The 24,682-nt window shown below is 32.5% G+C and carries 25 protein-coding genes; 8 read left to right on the top strand and 17 right to left on the bottom strand.

Going from position 1 to position 24,682, the window contains the following annotated elements:
- The first annotated feature begins 116 nt into the window (after positions 1 to 116).
- Positions 117 to 836: a dethiobiotin synthase gene (gene bioD, locus EV214_RS09305; protein ID WP_132245044.1), complete on the top strand. Its 720-nt coding sequence runs from the start codon at positions 117 to 119 to the stop codon at positions 834 to 836.
- 136 nt (positions 837 to 972) lie between these two features.
- On the opposite strand, the gene EV214_RS09300 is transcribed toward bioD, so the two are convergent.
- Positions 973 to 1,176 (bottom strand): hypothetical protein, encoded by a 204-nt coding sequence (locus EV214_RS09300; RefSeq protein ID WP_132245042.1) that lies wholly within the window; start codon positions 1,174 to 1,176, stop codon positions 973 to 975.
- Between the two features lie 261 nt (positions 1,177 to 1,437).
- Positions 1,438 to 3,069: an amidohydrolase gene (locus EV214_RS09295; protein ID WP_165916317.1), complete on the bottom strand. Its 1,632-nt coding sequence runs from the start codon at positions 3,067 to 3,069 to the stop codon at positions 1,438 to 1,440.
- 486 nt (positions 3,070 to 3,555) lie between these two features.
- Here EV214_RS09295 and EV214_RS09290 point away from each other — a divergent pair, with 486 nt between their 5' ends.
- From EV214_RS09290 to EV214_RS09280, 3 genes are all read left to right on the top strand, one after another.
- Positions 3,556 to 4,098 (top strand): isochorismatase family protein, encoded by a 543-nt coding sequence (locus EV214_RS09290; protein WP_132245038.1) that lies wholly within the window; start codon positions 3,556 to 3,558, stop codon positions 4,096 to 4,098.
- Between the two features lie 285 nt (positions 4,099 to 4,383).
- A complete protein-coding gene (locus EV214_RS09285; RefSeq protein WP_132245036.1) occupies positions 4,384 to 4,725 on the top strand; it encodes a CidA/LrgA family protein in 342 nt (113 codons plus the stop codon).
- Positions 4,726 to 4,730: 5 nt separating this feature from the next.
- A complete protein-coding gene (locus EV214_RS09280; RefSeq protein WP_132245034.1) occupies positions 4,731 to 5,417 on the top strand; it encodes an LrgB family protein in 687 nt (228 codons plus the stop codon).
- 41 nt (positions 5,418 to 5,458) lie between these two features.
- Here EV214_RS09280 and EV214_RS09275 read toward each other — a convergent pair whose 3' ends face one another.
- Together EV214_RS09275 and EV214_RS09270 are read right to left on the bottom strand one after the other, a co-directional pair.
- A complete protein-coding gene (locus EV214_RS09275) occupies positions 5,459 to 6,823 on the bottom strand; it encodes an aldehyde dehydrogenase family protein (protein WP_132245032.1) in 1,365 nt (454 codons plus the stop codon).
- A gap of 546 nt (positions 6,824 to 7,369) precedes the next feature.
- Positions 7,370 to 7,969, bottom strand: a complete 600-nt coding sequence (locus EV214_RS09270) for a DedA family protein (protein WP_207669664.1) — start codon at positions 7,967 to 7,969, stop codon at positions 7,370 to 7,372.
- A 432-nt stretch (positions 7,970 to 8,401) separates the two neighbouring features.
- On the opposite strand from EV214_RS09270, the gene EV214_RS09265 reads away from it, so the two are divergent.
- The 3 genes from EV214_RS09265 to EV214_RS09255 all read left to right on the top strand — a co-directional run bounded on the left by EV214_RS09265 (position 8,402) and on the right by EV214_RS09255 (position 10,794).
- Positions 8,402 to 8,743, top strand: a complete 342-nt coding sequence (locus EV214_RS09265; RefSeq protein ID WP_132245030.1) for a PadR family transcriptional regulator — start codon at positions 8,402 to 8,404, stop codon at positions 8,741 to 8,743.
- Positions 8,734 to 9,339 (top strand): FtsW/RodA/SpoVE family cell cycle protein, encoded by a 606-nt coding sequence (locus EV214_RS09260; RefSeq protein WP_132245028.1) that lies wholly within the window; start codon positions 8,734 to 8,736, stop codon positions 9,337 to 9,339. Before EV214_RS09265 ends, EV214_RS09260 begins: the two co-directional genes overlap by 10 nt.
- A gap of 213 nt (positions 9,340 to 9,552) precedes the next feature.
- Positions 9,553 to 10,794: a DUF401 family protein gene (locus EV214_RS09255; protein WP_165916316.1), complete on the top strand. Its 1,242-nt coding sequence runs from the start codon at positions 9,553 to 9,555 to the stop codon at positions 10,792 to 10,794.
- A 93-nt stretch (positions 10,795 to 10,887) separates the two neighbouring features.
- Here the strand turns inward: EV214_RS09255 and EV214_RS09250 are convergent, their stop codons facing one another.
- Positions 10,888 to 11,640 (bottom strand): hypothetical protein, encoded by a 753-nt coding sequence (locus EV214_RS09250; RefSeq protein ID WP_132245024.1) that lies wholly within the window; start codon positions 11,638 to 11,640, stop codon positions 10,888 to 10,890.
- Positions 11,641 to 11,686: 46 nt separating this feature from the next.
- Positions 11,687 to 12,478, bottom strand: a complete 792-nt coding sequence (locus EV214_RS09245) for a sugar phosphate isomerase/epimerase family protein (protein WP_132245022.1) — start codon at positions 12,476 to 12,478, stop codon at positions 11,687 to 11,689.
- 279 nt (positions 12,479 to 12,757) lie between these two features.
- On the opposite strand from EV214_RS09245, the gene EV214_RS09240 reads away from it, so the two are divergent.
- Entirely contained in the window at positions 12,758 to 13,174 is a 417-nt protein-coding gene (locus EV214_RS09240; RefSeq protein ID WP_132245020.1) for a C-GCAxxG-C-C family (seleno)protein, read from the top strand.
- An 87-nt stretch (positions 13,175 to 13,261) separates the two neighbouring features.
- Here the strand turns inward: EV214_RS09240 and EV214_RS09235 are convergent, their stop codons facing one another.
- The 11 genes from EV214_RS09235 to EV214_RS09185 form a co-directional block, all read right to left on the bottom strand.
- On the bottom strand, positions 13,262 to 14,197 hold the full coding sequence (locus EV214_RS09235; RefSeq protein ID WP_132245018.1) for a sulfite exporter TauE/SafE family protein: 936 nt from the start codon (positions 14,195 to 14,197) through the stop codon (positions 13,262 to 13,264).
- Between the two features lie 141 nt (positions 14,198 to 14,338).
- Positions 14,339 to 15,346 (bottom strand): proline racemase, encoded by a 1,008-nt coding sequence (locus EV214_RS09230; RefSeq protein WP_132245016.1) that lies wholly within the window; start codon positions 15,344 to 15,346, stop codon positions 14,339 to 14,341.
- Positions 15,346 to 15,813 carry a glycine/sarcosine/betaine reductase component B subunit gene (locus EV214_RS09225; RefSeq protein ID WP_132245192.1) on the bottom strand — a complete coding sequence of 156 codons (468 nt, stop codon included), beginning with the start codon at positions 15,811 to 15,813 and terminating at the stop codon, positions 15,346 to 15,348. Before EV214_RS09225 ends, EV214_RS09230 begins: the two co-directional genes overlap by 1 nt.
- A gap of 17 nt (positions 15,814 to 15,830) precedes the next feature.
- Positions 15,831 to 16,592 (bottom strand): proline reductase cluster protein PrdD, encoded by a 762-nt coding sequence (gene prdD, locus EV214_RS09220; RefSeq protein ID WP_132245014.1) that lies wholly within the window; start codon positions 16,590 to 16,592, stop codon positions 15,831 to 15,833.
- 163 nt (positions 16,593 to 16,755) lie between these two features.
- Positions 16,756 to 17,481, bottom strand: a complete 726-nt coding sequence (gene prdB, locus EV214_RS09215; RefSeq protein ID WP_132245012.1) for a D-proline reductase (dithiol) protein PrdB — start codon at positions 17,479 to 17,481, stop codon at positions 16,756 to 16,758.
- Positions 17,478 to 17,765: a CBO2463/CBO2479 domain-containing protein gene (locus EV214_RS09210; protein ID WP_207669663.1), complete on the bottom strand. Its 288-nt coding sequence runs from the start codon at positions 17,763 to 17,765 to the stop codon at positions 17,478 to 17,480. The genes prdB and EV214_RS09210 overlap by 4 nt, the downstream gene beginning before the upstream one ends.
- 15 nt (positions 17,766 to 17,780) lie before the next feature.
- Positions 17,781 to 19,610: a D-proline reductase (dithiol) proprotein PrdA gene (prdA, locus tag EV214_RS09205; protein ID WP_408631302.1), complete on the bottom strand. Its 1,830-nt coding sequence runs from the start codon at positions 19,608 to 19,610 to the stop codon at positions 17,781 to 17,783.
- A gap of 347 nt (positions 19,611 to 19,957) precedes the next feature.
- A complete protein-coding gene (locus tag EV214_RS09200) occupies positions 19,958 to 20,365 on the bottom strand; it encodes a sugar transporter (RefSeq protein ID WP_132245006.1) in 408 nt (135 codons plus the stop codon).
- Between the two features lie 83 nt (positions 20,366 to 20,448).
- On the bottom strand, positions 20,449 to 21,726 hold the full coding sequence (gene prdC / locus EV214_RS09195; protein ID WP_408631301.1) for a proline reductase-associated electron transfer protein PrdC: 1,278 nt from the start codon (positions 21,724 to 21,726) through the stop codon (positions 20,449 to 20,451).
- A gap of 352 nt (positions 21,727 to 22,078) precedes the next feature.
- The gene (prdR, locus tag EV214_RS09190; protein WP_132245002.1) at positions 22,079 to 23,821 is read right to left on the bottom strand and encodes a sigma-54 dependent transcriptional regulator PrdR; all 1,743 of its coding nucleotides are present in this window, start codon (positions 23,819 to 23,821) and stop codon (positions 22,079 to 22,081) included.
- Positions 23,822 to 23,934: 113 nt separating this feature from the next.
- Positions 23,935 to 24,276: a cupin domain-containing protein gene (locus tag EV214_RS09185; protein WP_132245000.1), complete on the bottom strand. Its 342-nt coding sequence runs from the start codon at positions 24,274 to 24,276 to the stop codon at positions 23,935 to 23,937.
- Positions 24,277 to 24,682 lie beyond the last annotated feature (406 nt).

Genomic DNA, 24,682 nt, shown 5'->3' with positions numbered 1-24,682 from the left:
TTCATCTAGTTGACAATTATTCTTTTTAAGGTTATTCTATAAAAAACTCTTTCTTTGAAAAATCTGTAATTTCCACTTTATTTGCTAAATATCACTTAAAGATTCGAGGTGTACATATGTCTAAAGGAATTTTTATCGTTGGAACAGATACAGATGTAGGAAAAACAGTCGTTAGCGCAGGACTTATGCATCTTCTTCGTTCTAGCGGCTACAATGCATGCTATTTTAAGCCCGTACTAAGTGGCGCTGTTTTAAAAAACGGAAAATTGATTCCAGGGGATACCCATTTTGTAAAAACCATTGCAAATATCCCTCAATCCTTAGAAGATATGACCCCTTTTATGTTTCAAACCCCTGTTTCCCCTCATTTGGCTTCAGAAATAGAAAATATACCTATTCAAATTAATCGAATAAAACAACAATTCGAGTATCTAAAACAAAAATATCCTTATATTGTTGTAGAAGGGGCTGGCGGTCTTGTTGTTCCATTAAAAGATCAATATATGCTATATGATTTAATAAAAGATTTCAATTTATCTATCGTAGTCATTGCGCGTGCAGGCTTAGGCACAATCAATCATACTCTGCTTACAGTAAATTTTGCTAAATATATAGGAATTGAAGTAAAAGGAATTATTTTAAATGGCTATGATCCTTCAGATTTATGTCATGTTGACAATAGAAAAACTATCGAAAGTTTTATAAATATTCCCACATTAACCCTACCCAAACTAGAAAATATCGATGTTGAAAAAATACAATGGGGAAATTTAAAAACTTCAATAGAAAAGAATATTTCAATAGATTTATTTATAAAATGGATGAAATCATGTTAGGAAGGCTTCTTATGCATACATTACAAAAAGGATTTACAATATATCTGGATCCGGTGTATTAAAATCTGTGAATCAATATTTTCAGCGCTAGTCATTTTAAAAAAGTTTATAACCGCCACTCTGGTTATGAACTTTTCTACCATCCTAAGTGATCTATGATCGTATTGCAAAGTTTCACAATCGCTTTTGAATTTTTCCCATAAACCCTTTCAATAACAAATTGTTTTTCTTCCTCACTAATTCCTCCTATTTCTTTAGCAATATCTTCAAGCTTCTTTGCTAAAAAATACAGTTTTGTTCTATCTGATTCTGTAAGTTCCTTTATATTTTCTTTAGACATAGGGTTTCCTCCAATCCCAAGGAATTTTGTATGCATTTATAATATTATACAAACATATTCGAAATCCTTCAAAAAAATTCCGATACCCTTTTCTTATTTCATAATAATACTGTATTTTTATTTATTGTATTCTTTCTATTCCTTTGGTTTGGTTAAACTTTAAAATCAAATTGTAGTAAAACCGCCACTGTACAATGGCGTTTTTTATCTGCCAGTTCTTCCTTCTGACCTCTTTTCAATTTTTTCCATTGATCGATCATCCTATGCATACTTAAAAATATATTCCCCTCCAACAATGGTTTCTTCCACAGTCACATCTTTTATATATGCCTTATTTATCTTACATAAATCATCAGATAAAACTACAAAATCTGCATACTTTCCTATTTCAATGCTTCCTTTTATATCTTCTTCATGTGAAAGATATGACCCATTTATCGTAAACATATGGATCGCTTCCTTAATATTTAAATTTTCTTCTGGCATCCACCCGCCCTCCGGAAATCCATCTAAATCTTTTCTAGTAACTGCTGTATAAATGCCATAAAGAGGATTAAAACTTTCTATAGGTGCATCTGAGCTACCCACACATAAAATACCCATATCTATATATTTTCTCCAACAATAGCTGTATGTTAGTCTTTCTTTCCCCACTCTATTTTCGGCTATCTTCCAATCTGTATTTAGAAAGATTGGCTGAATATTTGCGATTATACTCAGTTTTTTAAATTGATCCAGTATTTCTTTGCTTCCTATTTGACAGTGAATAATAGAAGGTCTAAATCCTTTTTTCTTATAAACATGTTGATATTTTTCATAAATTTCTAAAATAACCCGCATAGTTCTATCTCCTATAGCATGGATTCCTATATCAAAGTTATGTTTAAAACTTTCATAGATCAATTGGTCTAATTCTTTTTCGTGCATAAGCATTAACCCAAAGTTCTCTATATCTCCTTCATAAGGCTTATCTAAAGCCGCAGTCATTGCACCAAGAGATCCATCCGCAATAATTTTAATGGGTCCAACAACCAAATTATTGATCCGTTCCCAAGATTGCATACCCATTTTTTTATATCTATAGATATCTTCAACCTCTGTAGCTCTCAATTGCAGTACAACTCTTATTGGTAACGCATCTTTTATTGCTAACTCTTTTAGTACCTCCCATAAAACTTCCTTATCCTCAACAAATGGAAAATCGTCCGTATGTACTGTAGTAACTCCTAGTTTGGCTAAATCTTCACATCCTTTTATAATGAGTTCTTTCATCCTCTCTTTATCCTTGATTCCATGAATAACTTTCGTAACCAACTCCATTGCATTTTCCCTAAGTATTCCTGTAGGGAACCCTTTTGTATCTTTATCAATTCTTCCACCATTTTTGGAAACTGTATTTTCATCAATATCTGCTAATTGAAGTGCTTTACTATTTACTGCACAAATATGATAGCAAGCTCTCGTAAAACAGATAGGATGCTCTTTTGAAATTTCATCTAGTAAATATCTATCGGGCAATTCTGTATCATCAAATTTATCTTGATTCCAACCTGAACCAATTATCCATTCTCCTGATTCTATGTTTTTTTCATGTATAAATTCTTTTACTTTTTTCATCATTGCTTCTTTGGATGTTATATCATTTAATGCCACTTCATACAGATTCTTTTGACTATACACCATTAAATGCATATGTGCATCTGTAAAACCTGGATACACATACTTTCCTTTAAGATCTATAATTTCCGCTGCATCGTCGTAGGGTTTAAGTTCATCTTTCCCCCCATATTTAACAATCTTTCCTCCTTTCACCCCGACAAAGTCAATTTTTGGTTCTTGGTAAGGTGTAAAAAAATTTCCGTTCATAAATAATTTATCAAATAATTTCCCCATCTTTCTCCCCCTTTGTTCAATCATTCTTTAAAAGCTACCCTTATACATTTAAATTTATATCACACCATTTAAAACTTCCCCTATACTATCCTAAATCACCAAATTAGCAGCGCTATCATAAGGTGTCGTACCAATGTATCTGATGTTCTAAAATCTAGTATATTGCTTTCTGTAGATGTTCCTACCCCTCCAAAAATATAATATTGTTACTTTCTGTAATCATCTTTTTAAATTTTTCAATATACAAATTAATACCTCCCATTATTTTATCCATATTTTTCATGTTTTCATTATACCACAAACCTTCTTTTTCTAATCTTACCAAGCCATTTACAAATCTATATTTTATTTATGAAATTGCCTTTTAATTTATTTTTGTATGATTTTAGATATCTATGTAAAAATATACGAAAAAAAGTATTATTTGGGAGGAAAAAAATTTTCAATGGAGAATATAAACATCAAACTTAAAAAGGAGTGTTTCATATGAGAATATTAAAAGAAAATACCGTGGCAATAATTATCGATATGCAAGAACGCCTCCTTCCACATATGGAAAAAAGCAATGTATTACTGGACAATTTAAAAATTCTTATTAAAGGCTTAAACGCACTAGATATTCCAATTTTAGTCTCTGAACAATATACAAAAGGACTAGGCCCTACAGTAAATGAAATAACCCAAGTACTCGAACAATATACCCCTTTAGAAAAGATGTCATTTAGCTGTTTTGATGAATCTATGATTCAAGAAAAGATTGATTATATGAATAAAGAATGGATTATTATCGCTGGAATTGAATCCCATATATGTGTCCTTCAAACCGTAATTGATTTAATAGATAGTGGGTACATACCTATTATCATAGAGGATTGTATTGCTTCACGGAAAGCAAATGACAAACAAATTGCCATTGGAAGAATGCAAAAAGAAGGGGCTATTATTACCACCTATGAATCCATCTTGTTTGAATTATGCAGACATGCTAAGTCAGATGCATTTAAAACAATTTCTAAATTAATAAAATAAAAGTAAGTCATTGTTTTGACTTGCTTTTACTTTACTAATATTTTATATGATTTCTGCTTATAAAGACCAAAAATCTTTTTCAATGATTCTACTAGCAACAGGCTGATTTTTAAATTATTTCTACTATATTCTTATATAATGGTACTTTTTGGAGGAATCTAGCGTTTTTTTGACAATTGATTTGCATCCTTTTGCATTATATAATAATATTTGTATGTTTTATAATGTTTGTTCTGTTTGTATAGAATATTTTATTTTAATTCATTAAATGGATCGAGGTGTATCATGAAATTATTCGGACAATTTATCATCATTGTATGTATCTGGCAGCTAGGAGAATGGTTAAGCAAAGTCTCTTCTCTCCCTATCCCGGGAAGTATTTTGGGCATGTTTATTCTTTTCTCTTTGTTATTCTTTAAAGTCATTAAACTAAGTTGGGTTGAATACTGTGGGAATTTTCTTTTAAAGCATCTAGCTTTTTTCTTCATCCCTGCTGGTGTAGGTTTGATCGCTTCTCTTGATCTATTAAAAGCAAACTGGTTATCTCTTTCTATTATTATTCTCTTAAGTACTATTATTGTTATGGGAGTAACCGGATACGTTGTACAAAAATTTATAAAGGAGTAAAATATATGTTATTAGATAATGCTTTATTTGGAATCATCATCTCTTTACTTGCCTTTAATTTTGGATTGTTTATTTATAAAAAAACAAAGCTTTCCGTTTTTAATCCTATATTAATAAGTATTTTTATCATCGTTTTTATTCTATTACACTTTGATATCCCTTTAGAGACTTATGATAAAGGTGGAAAAATAATTTCTTTCTTTTTGGGTCCTGCTACGGTTGTTTTAGCGATCCCAATGTATAAACAACTCCCACAACTAAAAAACCATGCAAAAGCTATTTCTATTGGCATTATTACTGGTGTGATTACTTCTATCACTGTTGTTTTTCTATTATCAAAAATTTTTCGATTAACAGATAGTCTCCTACGCTCTTTAATCCCTAAATCTATCACAACACCTATAGGTATTGCTGTATCTGAAAGTGTTGGCGGAATACCCCCCATTACAGTAATCTGTATTATCATAACAGGAATCCTAGGCGCAATCATTGCCCCTTTTGTATGCAAAACTTTTAAAATTCATCACAAGGTAGCAAAGGGTATTGCCATAGGAACAGCATCTCATGCTGTTGGCACATCAAAAGCTTTAGAAATGGGAGAAACAGAAGGTGCTATGAGTAGTTTATCCATTGCACTAACAGGTTTCATCACCGTTTTATTTGCTCCTTTATTTGTTCATTTACTTCTTTGATGAACCTATAAAAAAATGGTATCCCTAAGGATACCATTTTTTTATGCCCAAATTTCTTCGTCTGTTGGAACTTTCTTATCAACAACCATTCCTATTCTTGATACATTGATTAAATGTTTGTAATCAAGGTTTTCAGAAATTACATTATTTCCCCAAGTTCCACATCCGAGTGTAGTCGTTGGTGCAAAACCATTTGTAAGTGATCCACCTGCAGTTGTTGATGATGGTGCATTTACAACCAATCTACTTACTGTTAAGTATACACCCGCTTTTTCAATATGCTCTGCTGTATTAGAGTGAATAGCAGTTGTATGTCCTCTTCCTTCTAAATCTAGGTTTGTTTGTGCAATTTTAAGTGCTTCATCAAAAGTATCATATTTAAATGCTGCCATTACAGGACACATTTTTTCTTTACACAGGATATCTTCTTTTCCGATTCCATTGGTTTGTAATAAGATTACTTTTGTATCTTGAGGAACTTCAACACCAGCTAATTTTGCTACTGTTTGTACAGATTGCCCTACTACATCCTTATCGATCATTCCAGTTTTATTAAAGATTGTTTTTCTAAATTTATCAACGACTTCTTGATCTTTAATATAGTACGCACCATTTGCTTCCATCGCTTTAATTACTTCGTCGTATTTATCTGTTGGTGCAATAATTGTTTGTTCTCCTGAACAGATGATACCATTATCAAATTTTCTCCCAGCAATTATTTTTGCTGTAGCATCCATATAGTCTACGTCTCTATCCAATATAACTTGAACATTTCCTGCCCCTACTCCAAAAGAAGGTTTTCCACTTGAGTAGGCAGCTTTTACAACTCCCATACCACCAGTTGCAAGTACTACATCTGCCATTTTCATCAATTCATTTGTACGCTCAATTGAAGAGTCATGAATAATTTGAATTAAGTTTTTTGGTGCATTTAATTTCTCAAGTTCTTTATTGATTAACTCTACAGTACGTCTACTACACATTTCTGATCTTGGATGTGGTGCAACAATAATTGAATTTCTTCCCTTTACAGCGAACATTGCATTACACATTGGTGTAACAATTGGGTTTGTTGTTGGTGTAACAGCTCCTATTACACCTATTGGTTTTGCTACATACATAAGTCCTTTTTCTTCATCTCTGTCAATAATACCAACCGTTTTTTTATCTTTCAAGTTGTTCCAAATAACTTTTGATTTTCCTTTGTTTTTTCCAACTTTATCTTCATATACACCCATTCTTGTTTCTTCAACAGCCATTTTTGCTAATTCTTCAGCATTGTCATAAACAACTTTTGCAATAATTTTTACAACTGCATCCACTTGTTCTTGTGTATAGTTTTCAAATTCCTTCTGTGCAATTCTTGCTTTTTCCATTAAATCTACAATATACGCTTTATGTGTCATTGTTATGGCCCCCTTTTAAATTATGTAAATATATTTGTTTGTTAATTAACTAACATTTCTTTTTTCAGAATAATACGATCTACCGTATACTTATTCTTATCTTACTACTTCATTTTGCAATATCGTATATTTTCACATTTGTATACAAAAATACAGTTTACCTCTCATTCATTACCTTCCTATTGCGAAAAAAACAAGTGCATATTCTTGCTTCTTTTATTGTAATAGATAAATTTAACCGTTAATAAATTAACTATATACACTAAAAAATAATATGCTATCTTATATCATCTCATGCTAGAAACATATTTTGCCATAAGCATGTTAATATATTAACACTTTTGCATCCATTATTCAATCCTTTTCTAAAAATTTTTTATCGTTTTTTTATATAGATTTACTACTTTAGTATTAACGATCCCACTAGCAAATCTATATAGATTTCCAAAATTAGAGATAAAATTCAATCCATCTTCATACTGATGTTCTCTATGTCTGTATTACGCCAGTATGTAACAGGATGCCTAAATAACCAGTTGTGTTTCATTAAATAAAACGCTTTTTAATTTTTCTAACAACATAATATATAGAAAGTCCAATACAAAGACTTAAAAACATAAACAAAGTGAATTTATGGAAATTGCGAGACCAAACACACCATCTTTTTCCTACAACGATACCCATTGTAATAAACGTCGTAACCCAAATAAACCCCCCAAAATATGCATAAATCGAAAACTGTTTATAAGACTTTTTAGTAATCCCTGCATAATAAGCATTTAACTGCCGTACACCTGGAATAAAATAGCCTATGATAATCGCATATTTTCCATATCGCTTATACCATTTTTCAACCTTACTAAAGGATTTTTGCTTTATGTGGAAGTATTTTCCATATTTCTCTAGAAATGGCCATCCCAAGCAATACCCAATAAAAAAACTAGTGGATATACCAATAACACTGCCTATAAAGGAAACTATGATCAACAAAAAATAATCTAGTTTTCCTTGCGAGACTAAAAAACCTGCAAAAACTAATAATATTTCATCTGGTATGGGTAAACCCACAATGCCAAATACTAAAGCAAAAAACATCCCTATATATCCATAAATTTCAATTAACTGTAATATTTTATCTTGGACCAAGGCCCTAGCCCCCTCTTTAGTCAACCATCTATTTCTTTTTTTGTATAAAAATAAAAGTCCCTATTAAAATTTAGCAAACATTATCAAAACTTGTCAATGATAATTTCAAAAAAAAATACTAATAACCTTTATTAATATTATTATAGTACATGTTCTCTATGGAAACCAACTGTTTCTTAATCAAAAAATGTAATATATAATTTGAGATTCCCTACAATTGTATAATTTTCCACATTTTCTAAAACGAGTATGACTTCTATCACAAAATCATCTATTCTCCTTTAAAAGATCTATTACTGTAAACTATTTCCTAAAACCGATTATCTTCATCTATACAACATGATAGAATTATGTTACAATCATACCTAGGATATCTATGTATTGTTTTACTAGGTATATACTATTTTTCTCCATAATCAAGGAGGTACTTATATGCATATTAATAAAGAGTTACTCAAAGGAAGTACTGTAATCCTCATTTTAAAACTACTCGATCAAAATCCCATGTATGGTTATGAAATGATTAAAGCTATTGAAGAGAAATCAGGTGGTATTTTTTCTTTTAAAGAAGGAACACTCTATCCTATTTTACACAATTTAGAACAAAACGGGCTTTTGGAATCCTACTGGGATGATGAAAATGGCAAAAGGAAGAGAAAATACTATAAGATTACGAAAGACGGAAAATTCTCATTAAAAGAAAAGAAAAAGGAATGGACATTATTTCGTTCTGCTGTAGAAAAAGTATTATTGGAGGGATGTATATGTCAGTAATAAAATCACAAATAAATGACTATCTCTCACAAGTATGTTCTTATATAAAATATAAAGAAGCGCACGAAGAAATCAAATTGGAATTAAACTCCCACATACAAGATATAGCAGATGAATATATAGAAGATGGTTTTTCACAAGATGAGGGGATTAAAAATGCCATCCATCGTATGGGAATCGCTGAAGAAGTTGGCAAAAAGCTTCATCTAGCACATAAGGGTACACCTGAAGAAAATAAATCTACCATCAAATTAGATAAACATACATCCACGATCAACATAAACAAAAAAAGCATATCGATTTTATTGATGGCTTTTTTCCTTTTATCATTAATTGCTACCTACTTCTTAAGAATGTTCCACATTACAAAAAATATTCATGACCCATATGGAAAGTTATTAGTAAATGGGTTAATGAGTATTCTTGCTATTGAGTTTATATTGAATATTCTCATGAATATGAACTGTATACCTCTCGTTGGCATATCCCTTCCTTTTATGAGCTATGGTGGTACATTGTGTGTATTTCATACGCTCTCCATAGGACTCATTTTAAGTGTATACAGAAGAAGAAGTTTATCTGTGATTAACAGCTAGCATTAACAACCCCACGATTTTTGATCGTGGGGTTATAGCTATACGCCTTCAATCTCCAACTTCCTTTGCTGATTTATTTACATTTTTATTAAATATTTTCTTTCGTTTTTCTCGACTTTATACACTATTTCATATATGATTAAGAAATAGAAAAAAATACGAATCCGCTATTAAAACAATTTATTTCAAAATAAACGAAAAATGGTGATAAAAATGATTCTATTCACTTTATTTATTTCAATGGGTGTTACTTTACTTTTAGTAAATAAAAAAGTAAATATGGGCTATTCTTTAATGACAGGCGCTGTATTATTGGCACTTCTAAATGGAAGAAGCTTACTTTCTATTCTAAAAATATTTTCAAATACATTTTCTGAGTCCACAACCATTAGTCTTGCTCTTACAATAGGACTGATTACTATACTTGGTCATTTAATGGATCAATACTTGATTTTAGATAGGATGATTGTGGCTTTGGAAAAAATGTTGCGGAGTAGTAAGGCTACCATACTCATCGCCCCTGCAATTATTGGGACCCTTTTGGTTACAGGTGGTGCGCTAATGTCTTGTCCCGTTGTAGAAAATCTAGGAGAAAAATTAAATATTTCAAAAGATAAGCGAGCCGCTATCAATCTTATTTTTCGCCATGCCTTATATTTTGTATTCCCTTTATCTCCTACTATCATATTGGCTTCCGAGTTAGGTAATTTTAATATTTGGGACTTTATAAAGCTTCAATTTCCTATTGCTTTATCTATGTATATATTTGGATATATTTTTTATCTTAGAAAATACACTGAACCATCCCTTGAAAAACTAAATATAAAGCAGTATCTTAAGAGCATTTTGGAATTCTTATTCTACGCATCGCCAATACTTGCCAGTCTCCTTGGGGTTGTCTTATTTCATTTACCTTTTTATATTTCTTTAGTTTTCGGCATCATTCTAAGTATTATTATAAATTTATATGACAAACAAAAAGATGCCCAATATAATATAAGCGAAAATCTATTTAAAACCATATATAAAGGTATCAGACCACCTATGGTAATTGCCATCATAGGCATTATGATTTTTAAAAATGTTGTAAATGATATTCATGAAATATATATCTATCTCAATAGTTTGTTAGATAAAGGAATTCCTTTAGAGCTATTGATAATTATTGCTAGTGGCATGATCTCTTTTCCATTAGCCTCTACACAGCCAAGTATCGCGATCCTTTATCCTATGATCCTACCCCTCGCACCAAATTATCATATAAAGCTTTTATATGCTATGTTTATCTATACAAGTGGATTCATGTTTTATTATATTTCACCACTGCACATGTGCCAGGTACTGACACTTGAATATTTTGGTGTAAAAATAAAAAATTTGTATAATCATTATATATATATACTACCACTGATCTATGGTATGATGCTTATTATATACATTCTTAACAAGCTATAGATAAAATTGATCAAAAACAAATCTCTATTAAATAAAAACATACCTCCTCCTGCTACTATCATTGGTCAAATTCCGTAAAATCCTTTAATACCCTCACTTCTTTTTCAACGCTTCTAGTGGCACATAATATTTCATATAACGATTTCCTTTTTTATCTGCATAGCTACCTTTTTTATCTAGCACCATCACAGTCGCTCTTTTTTTGATTCCATGAATAAATCCACTTAATTTCTTATTTTGATAATCAAATATAATATGTTCTCCAACATGAAGATCATATTTTTTACGTGCAATTTCTTTTTTCGTAGGAAGGGAATGATAGATTCCTGTATGCCCAAAAATGTTGTTGGCCAGTGTTTTAAATCTATCTTGTTTACAGCTTGATGCTTTGAAAAGATAAAATTCAATCAAATGACATAACTCATGCTCAAAAACAATCTGAAAGGCTTCTAATGCATCTTTCGTTTGGATACCACTTACGTTTTTTTCACCTTCTATTTCATTATACGCAAGAAAAAAGTTGACACCCATTCGGATTTCATACTTTTCATCTTCTATTTTTAATGCTCCTAAATTCTTTAGTACAATTGTTTTTCCTGCAGCATAGGTCATTCTTGTAGATAAAGAAAATAGCAATGTACCTCTAAAATACTTTTTAAAATAATCATCCAAAAAATAGGTATCATACAGATCAAAGAGTACTGCGACATCATCATTTAAAATACGTACAATCTCACCACTATTGATGTTCTTGGATTTCTTAATTAAAAGATTCCGTACCACTAATCTTTTTTCAATAATTGTCTGTGCGCTAAATTTTATATTTTTTATATAAAATGGTTCCATATAGATTCTCCTTCATCACAAAAAAATATAGGTGCAAAGCACCTAATTAAAACATTATTTTTTTTAGCTTTTCTAGTGATTTTACTGCATTGTCTCTTGGTCTTACTTCAATGATATAGTAAACATCAAGCGATTTCATTTTATCTATATGCCAATTAAAATCTACATTGCCACTGCCTATAATCTGATGATCACTTTCTCCATTATGATCATGTAAATGACACGTTTTTATTTTATCAATATGCTTCAAAAAAAATGTAACTTCTTCATACTTATTTGTATAAGAATGACCTATATCCCAAGTCAAATACAAATGCTCTTCCTTCAAAAGTTCTTCTAATGTTTCTTGCACGACACTTTTAGGAAATCTTCCTGAATTTTCAACACAAATCATTATTCTATCTTTGGCATGATTCATCAACTCTATTAAGCTTTTCTTTAATACTTTTTTATATGCTTCACAATAATCTTCATCAAGATAAGATTTTCTATCCGTAAGCGTAAAACAAACAGCGCTGCCTACATGCATGGTCATTCTACTTGCCCCTATATCAACACCAAAATCTATCACCTCTTTTAATCGATCTATAGAAGCCTTTCTTATACCTTCTTGAAGCTGAAGCAATGTCATATCCTCTGGTGCATGCATAGTAATTTCTATCGCCAGCTCTTCTTTATATTTTCTTATCTTTTCTCTATCTTCCTTTGTGAAATTTTCAGGGAAAAAAATAGGCATATTTATATTGATCTCCACACAATCAAATCCATGATCATATGTATATTTGAGTGTATCAAATAATTCCGTCTCTCCACTAGATGCTGCATACCCAATCTTCATATACTTTCCTCCTACTATCATAATCTCTTGTTCATTTTTAGTTTTCTTTTATCTTACCATATTCATATCATTTTCGCTCAATTGATTTTATAAGTTTTATCAATATTTACAGTAAACTGTTTCAAAATTTTATTAGCGTATTCACACAAAAAAGCGTTGTCTTATATCTTAAATTTTTGGTTATTTCAGCGATTTTTAAGAACTAAAATTTTTTTGTATCTTTCCGCTATATCTGCTAGACTATAATCATAAATAGTTATACCATAGGAGGTAAATTACATGCTCGTTGAAATGATGAAAAAATACAGAGATAAAAGTAAATATGATTTGAGTTGCTCTGAAACAATGGTTTATGCAGCAAATGAAGCCTATGATCTTCATTTAGACCCAAATACCTTTAAAGCTTTAGCCCCTTTTAGTGGAGGCATGTGGATCGAAGATGTATGTGGTGCACTCACAGGTTCATTAGCTGTTCTTGGTATTATTTTTACAAATCATGTAGCACATGAAAGTGAGCATTTAAAAGCGCTTACTTTAGAATTCATTGAAAAATTTGAAGCAAAACTTGGATCAAGAAATTGCGCCAAGTTAAAAGAAAACTATCGAACAGAAGAAGAAGGCTGTAACAGTGTCATCTATGCAGCTGGTGAAGTTTTAGATACAATCGTTGTTAGAGAATTGAAAACAAAAAAATAAAACTTCGCATCATAAAAACTCCCTGTAGTATAAAGACTTCTACAGGGAGTTTCTTATATTTTTATGAATGATAAAAATCCTAATTTATTACTTCTTACTTGCAGTTTTTATCATTGTTGCAGAAGTATAGAATATTACTGCAATTACTAGCCATTTTAATATGTCTAGTGGTAATGATTTAACGATATAAGCTGCAATAAATACACCGATTATTCCACCGATTGTAACACCCATTGCTGCTCTTCTACTATAAGCCCCTTCTTTAACGAATTTAGCTGATGCAACTGGCATCAAGAATGCACATGAACCCATCATGATTGGGAATGCAACCCTTGGAGACATACCAAGTAGATATATTAAAGCCATACAAGGAGCATATAAACCAATACCTGCAGTCATTAAAGCACCAAGAATAAAGTTAACGATCACACCGATAATCAATTTTCCACCAACAATACCGATTGGAACCCCTAACATCGTACCATCAACATCCATTGTTTTGTATATCAATCCATTTTTAACACCATCGAAGGCCTCACTTAATGCAGCACCGCCTCCTGGCATCCATTTCATTTGTCCAGCTAACATTAAAAAAGCAGTTATAAATAATGCAATACCCATTGCAAACTGGACTTTCTTTTCAGGAAGCTTCGCAACGATTCCTGCACCTACCCATGCACCAACTGTTGCAGCAACAAGCATTGCAATTAGTGTTGTTGTATCAACCTGTACAACTTTTATGAATATAAAGGCTTCCACAATAACAGGTATTGTACAAGAAATATTTAAAGTTCCTGGTAATAGCCTATCTTCAATCTGTTTGAATCCTCTTAGTAATGCAGTTGTCGGCGCAAATGAGCCAATCCCTAACGTATCAAAAAAGTTTGTTACAAATCCAATAGTAGTAACTTTACCCCATGAGTTGTTTTCTAGATTATCCTTATGTTTAGTAAAATCTTTTAAAAATACTACAGCGAACCATGCACCCATAGCACCTAATACCCCTAACATTGCTGTTACCATAATGCCATCTCCCCTTTTTATTAAGATTTTTTAAAGTAAGACCCTAAAATGATTTCTCGTTGTTATTTTTTTATCAACTTTATTTATTATAACACAATTTTCTACGTTTTTCTACGCTTTTCTACACTTTTCTACATTTTTCTATTTGAAAGAGAAACCATATTTTACCGGATCTTCTGGATCAATGACTAATTGATTAAAACCTGTAATATATGCACTTCCAGTGATCTCAGGAATAATTGCATCAAAATCTGCAACCTTTGTTGTTCTTAGTACGCGTCCTTTGAATTTTGTTCCGATGATACTTGCATAAACAAATGGCTCATTTTCCTTAATTTTACCCTTTGCAAATAATGTAGCAAGCTTTGCACTTGTTCCTGTACCACATGGTGAACGGTCTACTTGCCCTTGTCCAAAGATTACAACATTCTTGAAGTTTGCCTCTGGATCTTCAGATTCATCATAAATTTCTACTAAATCTACAGTCTTAATGTGTGCTTCTGTAGGATGCTGAATTTCAATTTCCTTATTTATAATATCGCGGATCATAAGACCTAATTCTGTAAGTTTATTAACATTTTTAGGTTCAACCGCTACCCCTAGTTGTTTTGCGTTTACAATTGCAAAGAAACTTCCACCAAAAGATATATCTAAAGTAACCTTTCCTATTTCAGGTACTTGGATTTCTATATCTTCTTTATATAAAAATGCAGGTACATTTTCAACAGAAACTTCTTTTGCTTTTCCATTTTCTACTTTTACTGCTGCTTTTACTAATCCTGCTGGTGCCTCTAGTGTAATTTTCGTGATTGGCTCAGTTACTTCCACCATCCCTGTTTCAACAGCCACTGTAGCAGCACCAATCGTCCCATGTCCACACATGTTTAGATACCCGCCACCGTCCATAAAGATAATCCCTAAATCCGCTTCATCACTCGCTGGTTGTGTAAGAACTGATCCAAACATATCGTTATGTCCTCTTGGCTCAAGCATACAAGCAGTTCTAATATGATCTAATTTTTGTTCTAAATACGCTTTCTTCTCAGGCATTGTTTTCCCTGGAATCATAGGTACGCCACCTACAATAATACGTGTTGGTTCTCCCATTGTATGCGAATCAATTACATGAATTGATCTATCAAATTTCATTATTTAGCACCCCTCATCTTTAGTTTTAGAAAAGCTAACGCTTTTCTACAGTCTAATTGACTTACGTTGTTTTCACCTACCACTTCTGTTTCAATCCCCGCCGGTGATTTATTAAAATCAACGATGGTATCCATATACTTATTGGTCACAACAAATTTTCCTTGTGTCCCAATAAAGCTTAACCCTACTAAAGGAATATTTCTTTTACCGATTTCTTCTATGGTATTGGCATAATCTACATGCGAATTACCCCATCCATCCACAGAAAGAATCACCCCATCTGCGCGCATTGATTCTGCAAGCACAGCTGCTCTTTTTCCTACATAATACTTTTCACGATTTCCCTGAGGCGTCCCTACTACCACTACCCCTAGTAAATCTACGTCCTTATCATTTGCCACTACATCTAAAAGAGGATCTCTAAAATGATGTAGGGTCGTTTCTTTTGTCGATGGTCCGATTCCCATAACTATCACCGATCCTTTTAGGTCATTGCTCTTATTGCACCGTCTCTATATTCATTAGGCGATATGATTACAGGTACGTTTCCTAGATCTATAATAGACCTTGCGCCTTCAACGCCACTTGGTTCATGAGGCATGATAAAATTATCATAATTTGCACCTTGTCCTGCAATCTGTTTGATGATAAGCACCTTTTTTTTTCCATGTCTAACCCTATCAAAATACTCATGTGTTTCCGTAGCTTCTCTTCCGTTTTTTTGTTTCAATATTTTTCTATATCCATCAATAAATCTGTCACAAGCTCTATGGGCTGCCATTGGTAGTTCTCTAGAAAACGGTAAACCACCCTTTAATATCACGTCAAAATGAATAATATAGTCCTGTTTAGAAGGGGTTCCTGCCCTATCAAAGATCATTTGTTCTTTGAGATTTCCTTCTGAAGAACCAAATTCACCCATTTGCCTTCCATCTGCATCTACACCTGTTAGCATTACATATACACCCGTTACTGTATGGGTAATTCCTTCTCCCATATCCCCTAGAACCTTTGTAGATATAGGAATCACATCCATTATGGTATTTACATATCGATCATAATCGCCTGGTTTAATAATGTCAATTGTAATTTTTTCAATTAAATCTTCTGATTGCTCAAGTTCGATATTTTTTTGACAATCTATCGTAAAAATATTTGACTTTATCGTTTCTTGATTTCCAAATGCTACATCATTTATATGAAAAGATTTTATTGCTAATTTCCTCAAGATCGTTTCTTGTCCCATATTTTTCACCTACTCAATTACCTGTTTGAAAACGTTTTCTTGTTTGAATATAATATTTTAAAAGTCTCCCACTTATAGAAGTGGGAGATTGAAACTTTCTGATTTGCGTAGAAAAGCATCTCTACCTAAAGTTTCGATGTTTTTCTTTCGCAAAACAAGTTCACTATATTTCTGCTACATATTCATATGGAAGATTTACAATTCTTCCTGGCGTTTGAATAGAAACCAATGCTTCTAAACTTTCTTTTGTGATCGCCGTTTGCATTTCTTTATCATTTGGCGCTCCAGCATTTGCACCCATTGGAACCAATGGCGCAGATACTCTAGGAGATCCACTTTGTCTTACTACAGGAGGTAATGCTGCAATAATAATTGTAGGTATTCCAGCTTCCTCGATCGCTCTCTGCACAATCACGGCAGAGCGGTGGCAAGTCCCTCATCCAGCTGTTAGCAAAACAGCGTCTACGCCTTCTTCTTTTAATTGCTGTGCAATTTGAGGACCTGTTTCTTCAGTGAAAACTTTAACGTCTCCACCACCACCCATAAATCCAAAGTTTACAGGAGCAAGTGCCTTGATTACACCTTCTTGCGCTAATTCTTTCATTCTATCGATTGGGAACATGCAGTTAATATCTTTATTTACATCTGCATTATCATATCCTCCGTGAGATACCATTAATTCACTACTTGGCGCATCTCCAGGAACAACTCTAAAGCTTGTATCTCCAGCTAAATTAAATCTTTTATCTGATTTTAAATGTACGCCAGCAGCAGTTGCTAATGCGACAACCATTTCATTTAATGGTTTTGTTACAGGAGTCCATACTACCGGAGGTGTATTTGGTACAAATATTTCTGATTGTAGTCCTTTTAATACAGTTAAACTCATATTTTCCCCTCCTCTTTTTTTTCTATTTTCCTTTTTATTTCTTGTTGTCTTTTTGCAAGGGTTGCGTATTCTTCATCAACCTCTGGGCCTAATATTTCTGGATAGCTCATCATAAAACCAACCTCTTGACCTATCAGTATTTCATATGCTGTTATGACTAATCTTCTAGGCACTTTCAGTTGGCCCATTCTTCCTTTAAGATCCATCGTAACAGAACAATCATCTACATCTACTACAATGCCTTCGAAAAACCTTTCGGAAGAGATGTATTTTAATCGATCCATCCTTATCACCCCATCTTATTCTTCTACTTCGTAGATTTCTCTTCTCTTCTTGCTTTTTTCTAATGATTGCTCATTTGCTTCTAACTCAATTTTTCTTCCTGTTCCATTTTCTATTACATCTATATTATTAAGCTTAACATTTGGATTCCATTTTCTTTCAGCTTCCTTGATATCTTCTCCGCCCATTCTTGCTTTTAACATATATACTGCACGTACTGCATCTTCTGGCGCAAGACAGTTGTTCTCAAGAACTTCATTTTCAATGCCTTGTGCTGATTTGTTGTTATCAACGAGTGAAGTCATATATGGATTTCCAACAACTAACTGACCTTGAACAGCAGAGAAAGTAACACCCACTACTGAAATTCCTCTCATACCAATTTGTTCAATATGGCTTGCAAAGTCAATATGATTGTTTCCAAAACCTTCTGTCGTTACGATCGCACCATCTACATCCATTGCTTCTACTGTCATCCCTAATATTTTTGATACATAGAATTTTTCAGCATTTACTTGTGGTGAACCAACAAAAATGATTCCAGCTAAATCTAGTTCTTCATCTTTCATGGTTTCTATTACTAAAGGCTCTCTCCAGTAATGTCTTGTTGTTTCCTTAGAAGCAGGTCCGATACAAGTAATTGCATGGATGCATCCATCTAATACTTGAAGCGGTGATACAGTGATCGGTACATTTCCTAGGTCAACATTTGGCTTCGCGCCTAATGTTCCTGCTGGTTCTACTGGCAAGATGAAGTTATCATGCATTGCACCTTGTCCCATGATTTCTTTAACGATTACAACTTTCTTCTTCCCTGGGCGACGTACTTGCTTAAATTCTTCTGTATCTACAACTAAGCTATCATCTGCTGCTTTAAGTGCTTCTCTGATTTCTTGTGTAATCACATCCGTCGCTTCATGCGCTGCCATAGGTCCTGGTCTTTCCATGTTCGTACCAGCTTTAACCTTTACTTCTGTCTTGATAAAGATTTCACCTTTATCTGGTGCACCTGGTCTTCCCCACATAATGTTTCTATCTAGGATTCCCTCTGAAGAACCAAATTCTCCAATTTGAACACCATTTTCATCTGTCCCTGTTACCATGACAATCACACCATCAATGACTCTTGTGATTCCTTCACCTAGCTCTCCCTCTTCTTTTGTAGCAATCGGTTGAACATCCATGATTGTTTCACTATATTCATTGTATCTTTCTGGTGTAATGATTTCTAGCTTCATATCTACTACTAATTCTTCTGAAGCAATTGCATTTTTTAAAATATCTTCTCTGATGTAGAGCGTAGTTCCATCAACTTTTGTCTCAGATCCCATCTCTACTTTTTCTATTTTAAAATGCTTTCTTGTTAAAGTTCTTATCACTTTTTCTTCTAATTTTTCAACCTTATTTTCAGCTACTTCTACAACTGAAGATGCTTGTTCTTTAACAGGCACTACGCTTGATCCTGTTCCAATTGGAACTTCTATATCAATTCCTTTTCCTTCTGCTATTTTGATTTTTAATAGCCCACCAACTATAGTTGATTGTACAGCTTGTGCTGCTTGAACTTCTACTGCTTTTTCTGGTACAAAAGCATCAAATCCTTCTAGCATCTCTCCTGTAACAACACTAAGTGCAGGTGCATCTTTTAAAAGCTTTGCTCCTATTACTTGTTTTCTTGTTAAAACTGCATCTGTAAGCTTAATTAAAAGTGAATCCTCTAGCTTCTCAAAGTTCATTGGATTTTCAAGGTCTATTGCTTCAATCACAGCTCCTGCTTTTAGGTTGTTTTTTAATACAGCCTTTTGCTCTGGTTGTGATATTTCTTTAGAAGCATGCTCCTCTTTCATCTCTACTATGCCTTCAAGTAAGTCTGATGTTAAAGGTGTTAATGAATCGATAGTTTTCATAAGCTTTGCACCAATAACTTGACCAATTTTTAGGCAATTTTCTGGAATTTTCATTAATCCTGAAGCTTCTAGATCCGGAAAAATATTTGGGTCTTCTAGATTTGCTGCGGATATGATTGTTCCTTCTTCTGTTCTACAGCATACAGCTGCAACCTCATTTTTGAGTTCTGCTGCGTGTTCTGCACTCATTGACATAGTTTATACCCTCCTTTTGTTTTTATTGATGTAATTAAGATGATTCTTATTTATATAAAGGAGCGTCTTTTTTTAAAAACTCTCTTTATAGCTTAAATTTCTAATTCAATATAGATCCCTTTTCCTTCTTCAATATTTATCTTAATTGTTCCATTTTGCATATGCATGCATTCTTGCTGTGCTTGATCTTTTTCTATAACCATATTTTCTTCATCTTTTTGTTCTTCTACTGCTTCCTCTTTTAATTCTTTTATTCCTTCAAGTAAGTCAGCTGTTAAAGGTGTTAATGAGTCAATGGTTTTCACAAGCTTTGCACCAATAACTTGACCAATTTTTAGACAGTTTTCAGGAATATTCATCAATCCTGAAGCTTCTAGATCTGGAAAAATATTTGGATCTTCTAAATTTGCTGCAGATAGGATTGTTCCTTCCTCTGTTCTACAGCATACAGCTGCAATCTCATTTTTTAATTCCTCTGCATGTTCAGCACTCATTGACATTTTAAAATCTGCCCCCTTAAATTAATATAATTTCTACCGTTAAAATTCGATATCCCTTATATTTCAAAATAAATTTCTTTTTATTACATAGGAAGTCTTCTTGTTAGTTCGTGATCAACTGTTCTAAATACATGATCTGTATGATGGTATACAGGTATTCCTAAGTTTGGTGCACAGCACATTACTGTATTTGAACAATCACTACAATTTGATATCAATATCCTCTTTGCGCCATCTTTTTTAAGTTGTAAGATTCCTTGTGCTTGTCCTGGACAATCTCCAGGTGTTTCACATTTATTTGCACCTCTAATGACTTCTACATTTTTGCATGCTGTAACACCTACAACTTTTGATTTCATTTTTGCTGCGATATCTCTTAATCTTTCCTCATCAGCACCACAAGCACAGACTAATAATCCTAAGGGTCCATCATATTCTGGCAATGGAATCGTTACAATTGCACCGCCTGAAATCTTTGTAACGGTTGATATATTTATATCTCCTGCTTTTCCTGTATAAGGTCCACCCATTACAATTTCACCATATTCTCCATCAATTCCACCACATTTTTCTATCAATTCACTAATTGGTGTTCCAATTGGCATTTGGAAAAATATATTTGATCCTGTTCCGTTTTTAACTTTTCCACCAATCGTAATATCCTTATCGATTACTGGTTTTCTATCTTCTACAGCTCTAGTAATATTCGCAAGCGTTTCTGTATTTAATACGACACAATTTGCTTCAAGAGGTAATTGATTTGGTGTTAACCAATCTCCAAAAATTTCATGTATTATGGCTCTTTCTTCACCCATTGGATACATATCTCTTAGTTCTTTTACTTCTATATTATCTATTCCATCTAATGCTTTTTTTATTGATTCTATTGCTTTTTTATTTTTTACTTTAATTGCAATACAAGCACTTTTTGCCTTTGTCGCTTCCATTGCATATTTAATTCCATTAATAACAATCAAAGGATTTTCTTCTAATAACTTAATATTATGAGAAAGTACAGGCTCACACTCAACACAATTTGCAATAATATAACCGTCCACTAGTTCTGTCTTAAGCTTTATATGTGTTGGAAAACCCGCTCCTCCAGCACCCACTACACCAGCTTCAAAAACAGAATCTACAATGCTTTCACATTCTTTTATTTTCACATATTCTTCACTTTGTACAGCATCTGCATCTATGATGATTTCAGTTTCTGTAATCTTTGCTACTTTTCCAGTAACACTTGTATGCAGTTTCGCCCCTAATCCAGATGGTTCTGCTATACATTGTCCTCTCTTTACTGCATCTCCTTCATGTACAATTGGTACACACGGTGCACCTACATGTTGTTTTAATAGCATTACACGCTTCACATTTCTACCTCCTTTATCATGAATACTTGATTTGCTCATTAGACAAACTTTTCACAAATTAACAATGCAATATATGTGCCAACTCAATATATTATTTGTTTTTTTATTTTTTTTATGCAAACATGCTCGCTTTACTACGCTATAAAAAATATATGTTTTTTGTTCCCATAAAATCTTTTGTTTAAAAAGCCACAGTAAAAAGTCAATTTTCGACGTTTTTCTGTGACTTTTTATTAAGTAATTATTCTAAAATTTCATTTCCGTTGTAATTTCAATGCTTTAGAACTGTTAAATACCTAAATATTTTTTTGTCTTAAATTCGTACTTTGTCTAATTTTCGTCAGTCCATCTCATAGTTTTTTATTTTCGAATATAATGTGGTTCTTGGTATATTTAATAATTTTGCTGCTTGCGCTTTATTGCCCTTTGCCAATTTTAAAGCTTGCCTAATTAAATCGATCTCAAACGCTATAAGCGATTTATTTAAGTCTAGTGGTCCGCCTACTTTATATTTTTTCTTCTTGGTTTCTTCTATTATATAGTTAGGAATTAAATCTGTCGTAATCGTATCTCCTCTACACAATACAACTAAATATTCAACCGTATTTTTTAATTCTCGAATATTTCCTTTCCAAACATACCTTTGTAATACTTCCATAACTTCTGGATCAATCTTTGTAATTTCTTTATTATTTTGTTTCGATAATTCCTTTAAGAAATAATTTATTAATAAAACAATATCCCCACCTCTCTCTCGAAGTGGCGGTAATTGAATTTGTACTACATCAAGGCGATAATATAGATCTTCTCTAAATATACCTGATTCTACCATTTCTTTTAAATTTTTATTGGTAGCTGAAATGACCCGCATATTAATATCTGTATAATGCTCTCCACCAATTCTTCTCACTACTTTATCTTGAAGTACCCTTAATAGCTTTGCCTGCATAAACATAGGCAAATCGCCTATTTCATCTAAAAAGATAGTCCCTTCGTTAGCCATTTCAAACAATCCCATTTTTCCTTTTTTATTAGCCCCTGTAAAAGCCCCTTGCTCATATCCAAACAACTCACTCTCAAATAATTCATTTGGAATAGCACTACAATTAATAGGAATAAACAGTCCCTTTTCTCCACTATAATCATGTATAGCTCTTGCAAATACTTCTTTCCCCGTTCCACTTTCCCCTGTAATTAGAATATTGACTTTTGTTTTGCCCACTTGTCTAGCAATCTCAATTTTTTTTAGTAATTCTAAATTTTTTCCGATCACTTTTCCAAATCCATCATTTGCATATCTTTCTACTTCTTTTTTTAGAAATACAAGCGTATCATTTGCTTTTTGTAACTCTTTGACCAATTTTTGTAGTTCACTAACATCTTGCTCTGTACTCACTACACCTAAAAAACTTTCATCTATAAAAATAGGTACCGAGCTAATCACGATATGACAATTTTCCCTTGGAGAATGATAAACATTTTCTACAGGTTTTTTCGTGTGAAAAACTTTTACATTCATCGCTTCTGGAAAAAAATCCGCCAAGGGTTTTCCTATTATTTCAGATGCAGCAACATTATGTAATTTTTCAGCACTTTTATTCCAAAGGATCACTTTTCCATTTTCGTCAATTACACATACTGCTTCATGAAGAGAATTCACTACATGTTCTAATTTTATTCCAGCCTTTTCAAGTGCCATATAGAAAAAATTCATAATTTCTTGTTTTCTTATGACCCCTACTAAATATGTATCTCTTACTACAGGCAATGTACCAATTTCATTTTCTATCATAACGTTTCTACATATTCGTAAAGATTCATCTTCACAAACCGTTATGAGTTTATCCACCATATATTCTTTCATTAGCATTTCTTCATTCACTTTTTGTTTCATAAATCTTGAAATATCTGTTGCTGTTATAATTCCCTTTAGATTTTTTTTTTCATCTGTAATAAATATTTCCTTCATATTGTTTTCTAGTAAACTTTTAATGCCATCCTTTATCTTACAATTTTCACTAAGCATAATATAATCCTTACGCATTACGTCTTTTACCAAGATTTCATCATAATTATATAGCATTCTTTCAACTCCTTGACTAAATCAGCGACATATTATACATTATATTATCATGAAATGCGTAATCTATGTAGCTTAATAAATTTTATTCTATGATCTATCAAATACTTTTTCACCTATAGACTAAATACAACAATCAAGAGCATTTTGAATTTTTCCTTAGCGACAAGTCCATGTGGAATGTTGGCTGGCATTGCAATCGTTTCTCCTTTTTTCACATGAAAGTTTTCTTCGCCGATAGCAATCTCAGCCTCTCCATCAAGTATATAAACAAGCGCATCTCCGCCTGACACATGGGTACTGATTTCTTCTCCTTTATCAAAGGCAAACAACGTTACACTCAAAGGCTTTCCTTGTGCTAATGTTCTGCTTACAACTCTTCCTTCTTGATAGGTTACTAGCGACTCCATCTCAATCACTTTGGAAAAGTCTATATTCTTTAATAACTGTTGATTCATAAAAATCGCCTCCTCTTTAAAGATAATGGCATACGAAACTTCTAAATTTTATTTTACCCATTCTCTATGCTTCTTAATCTTTTATTCATTCCTATAGATAAACCATTATGAACTATAAACATAGAAGAACCTTTTTCTGATGATAACATTCTTTTTATATTTTATTTTCAAATATCTTTCCTATATCCTACCATTCATTTATTTGGAATTCTGTGGCTTATGTTACAACATACTCCCTTAATTTATTTTCATCATTTTTTTATCTCTTACTCATGCGTATATCCCTATGATATAATATAATCGATTATCATAGAGTAGTCACAGAAACTAATGTATAAAATTTAATTTTTATGCAATCCATTAAAAATCTATAAATTTTATCATTAGAGCTCATTTATATATGAAA

It is taken from the genome of Marinisporobacter balticus (assembly GCF_004345705.1).
Taxonomy (GTDB): Bacteria; Bacillota; Clostridia; order Peptostreptococcales; family Thermotaleaceae; genus Marinisporobacter; species Marinisporobacter balticus.
The sequence above is the reverse complement of the archived record's forward strand: the minus strand, read 5'-3'. Positions and strand labels throughout refer to the sequence as shown.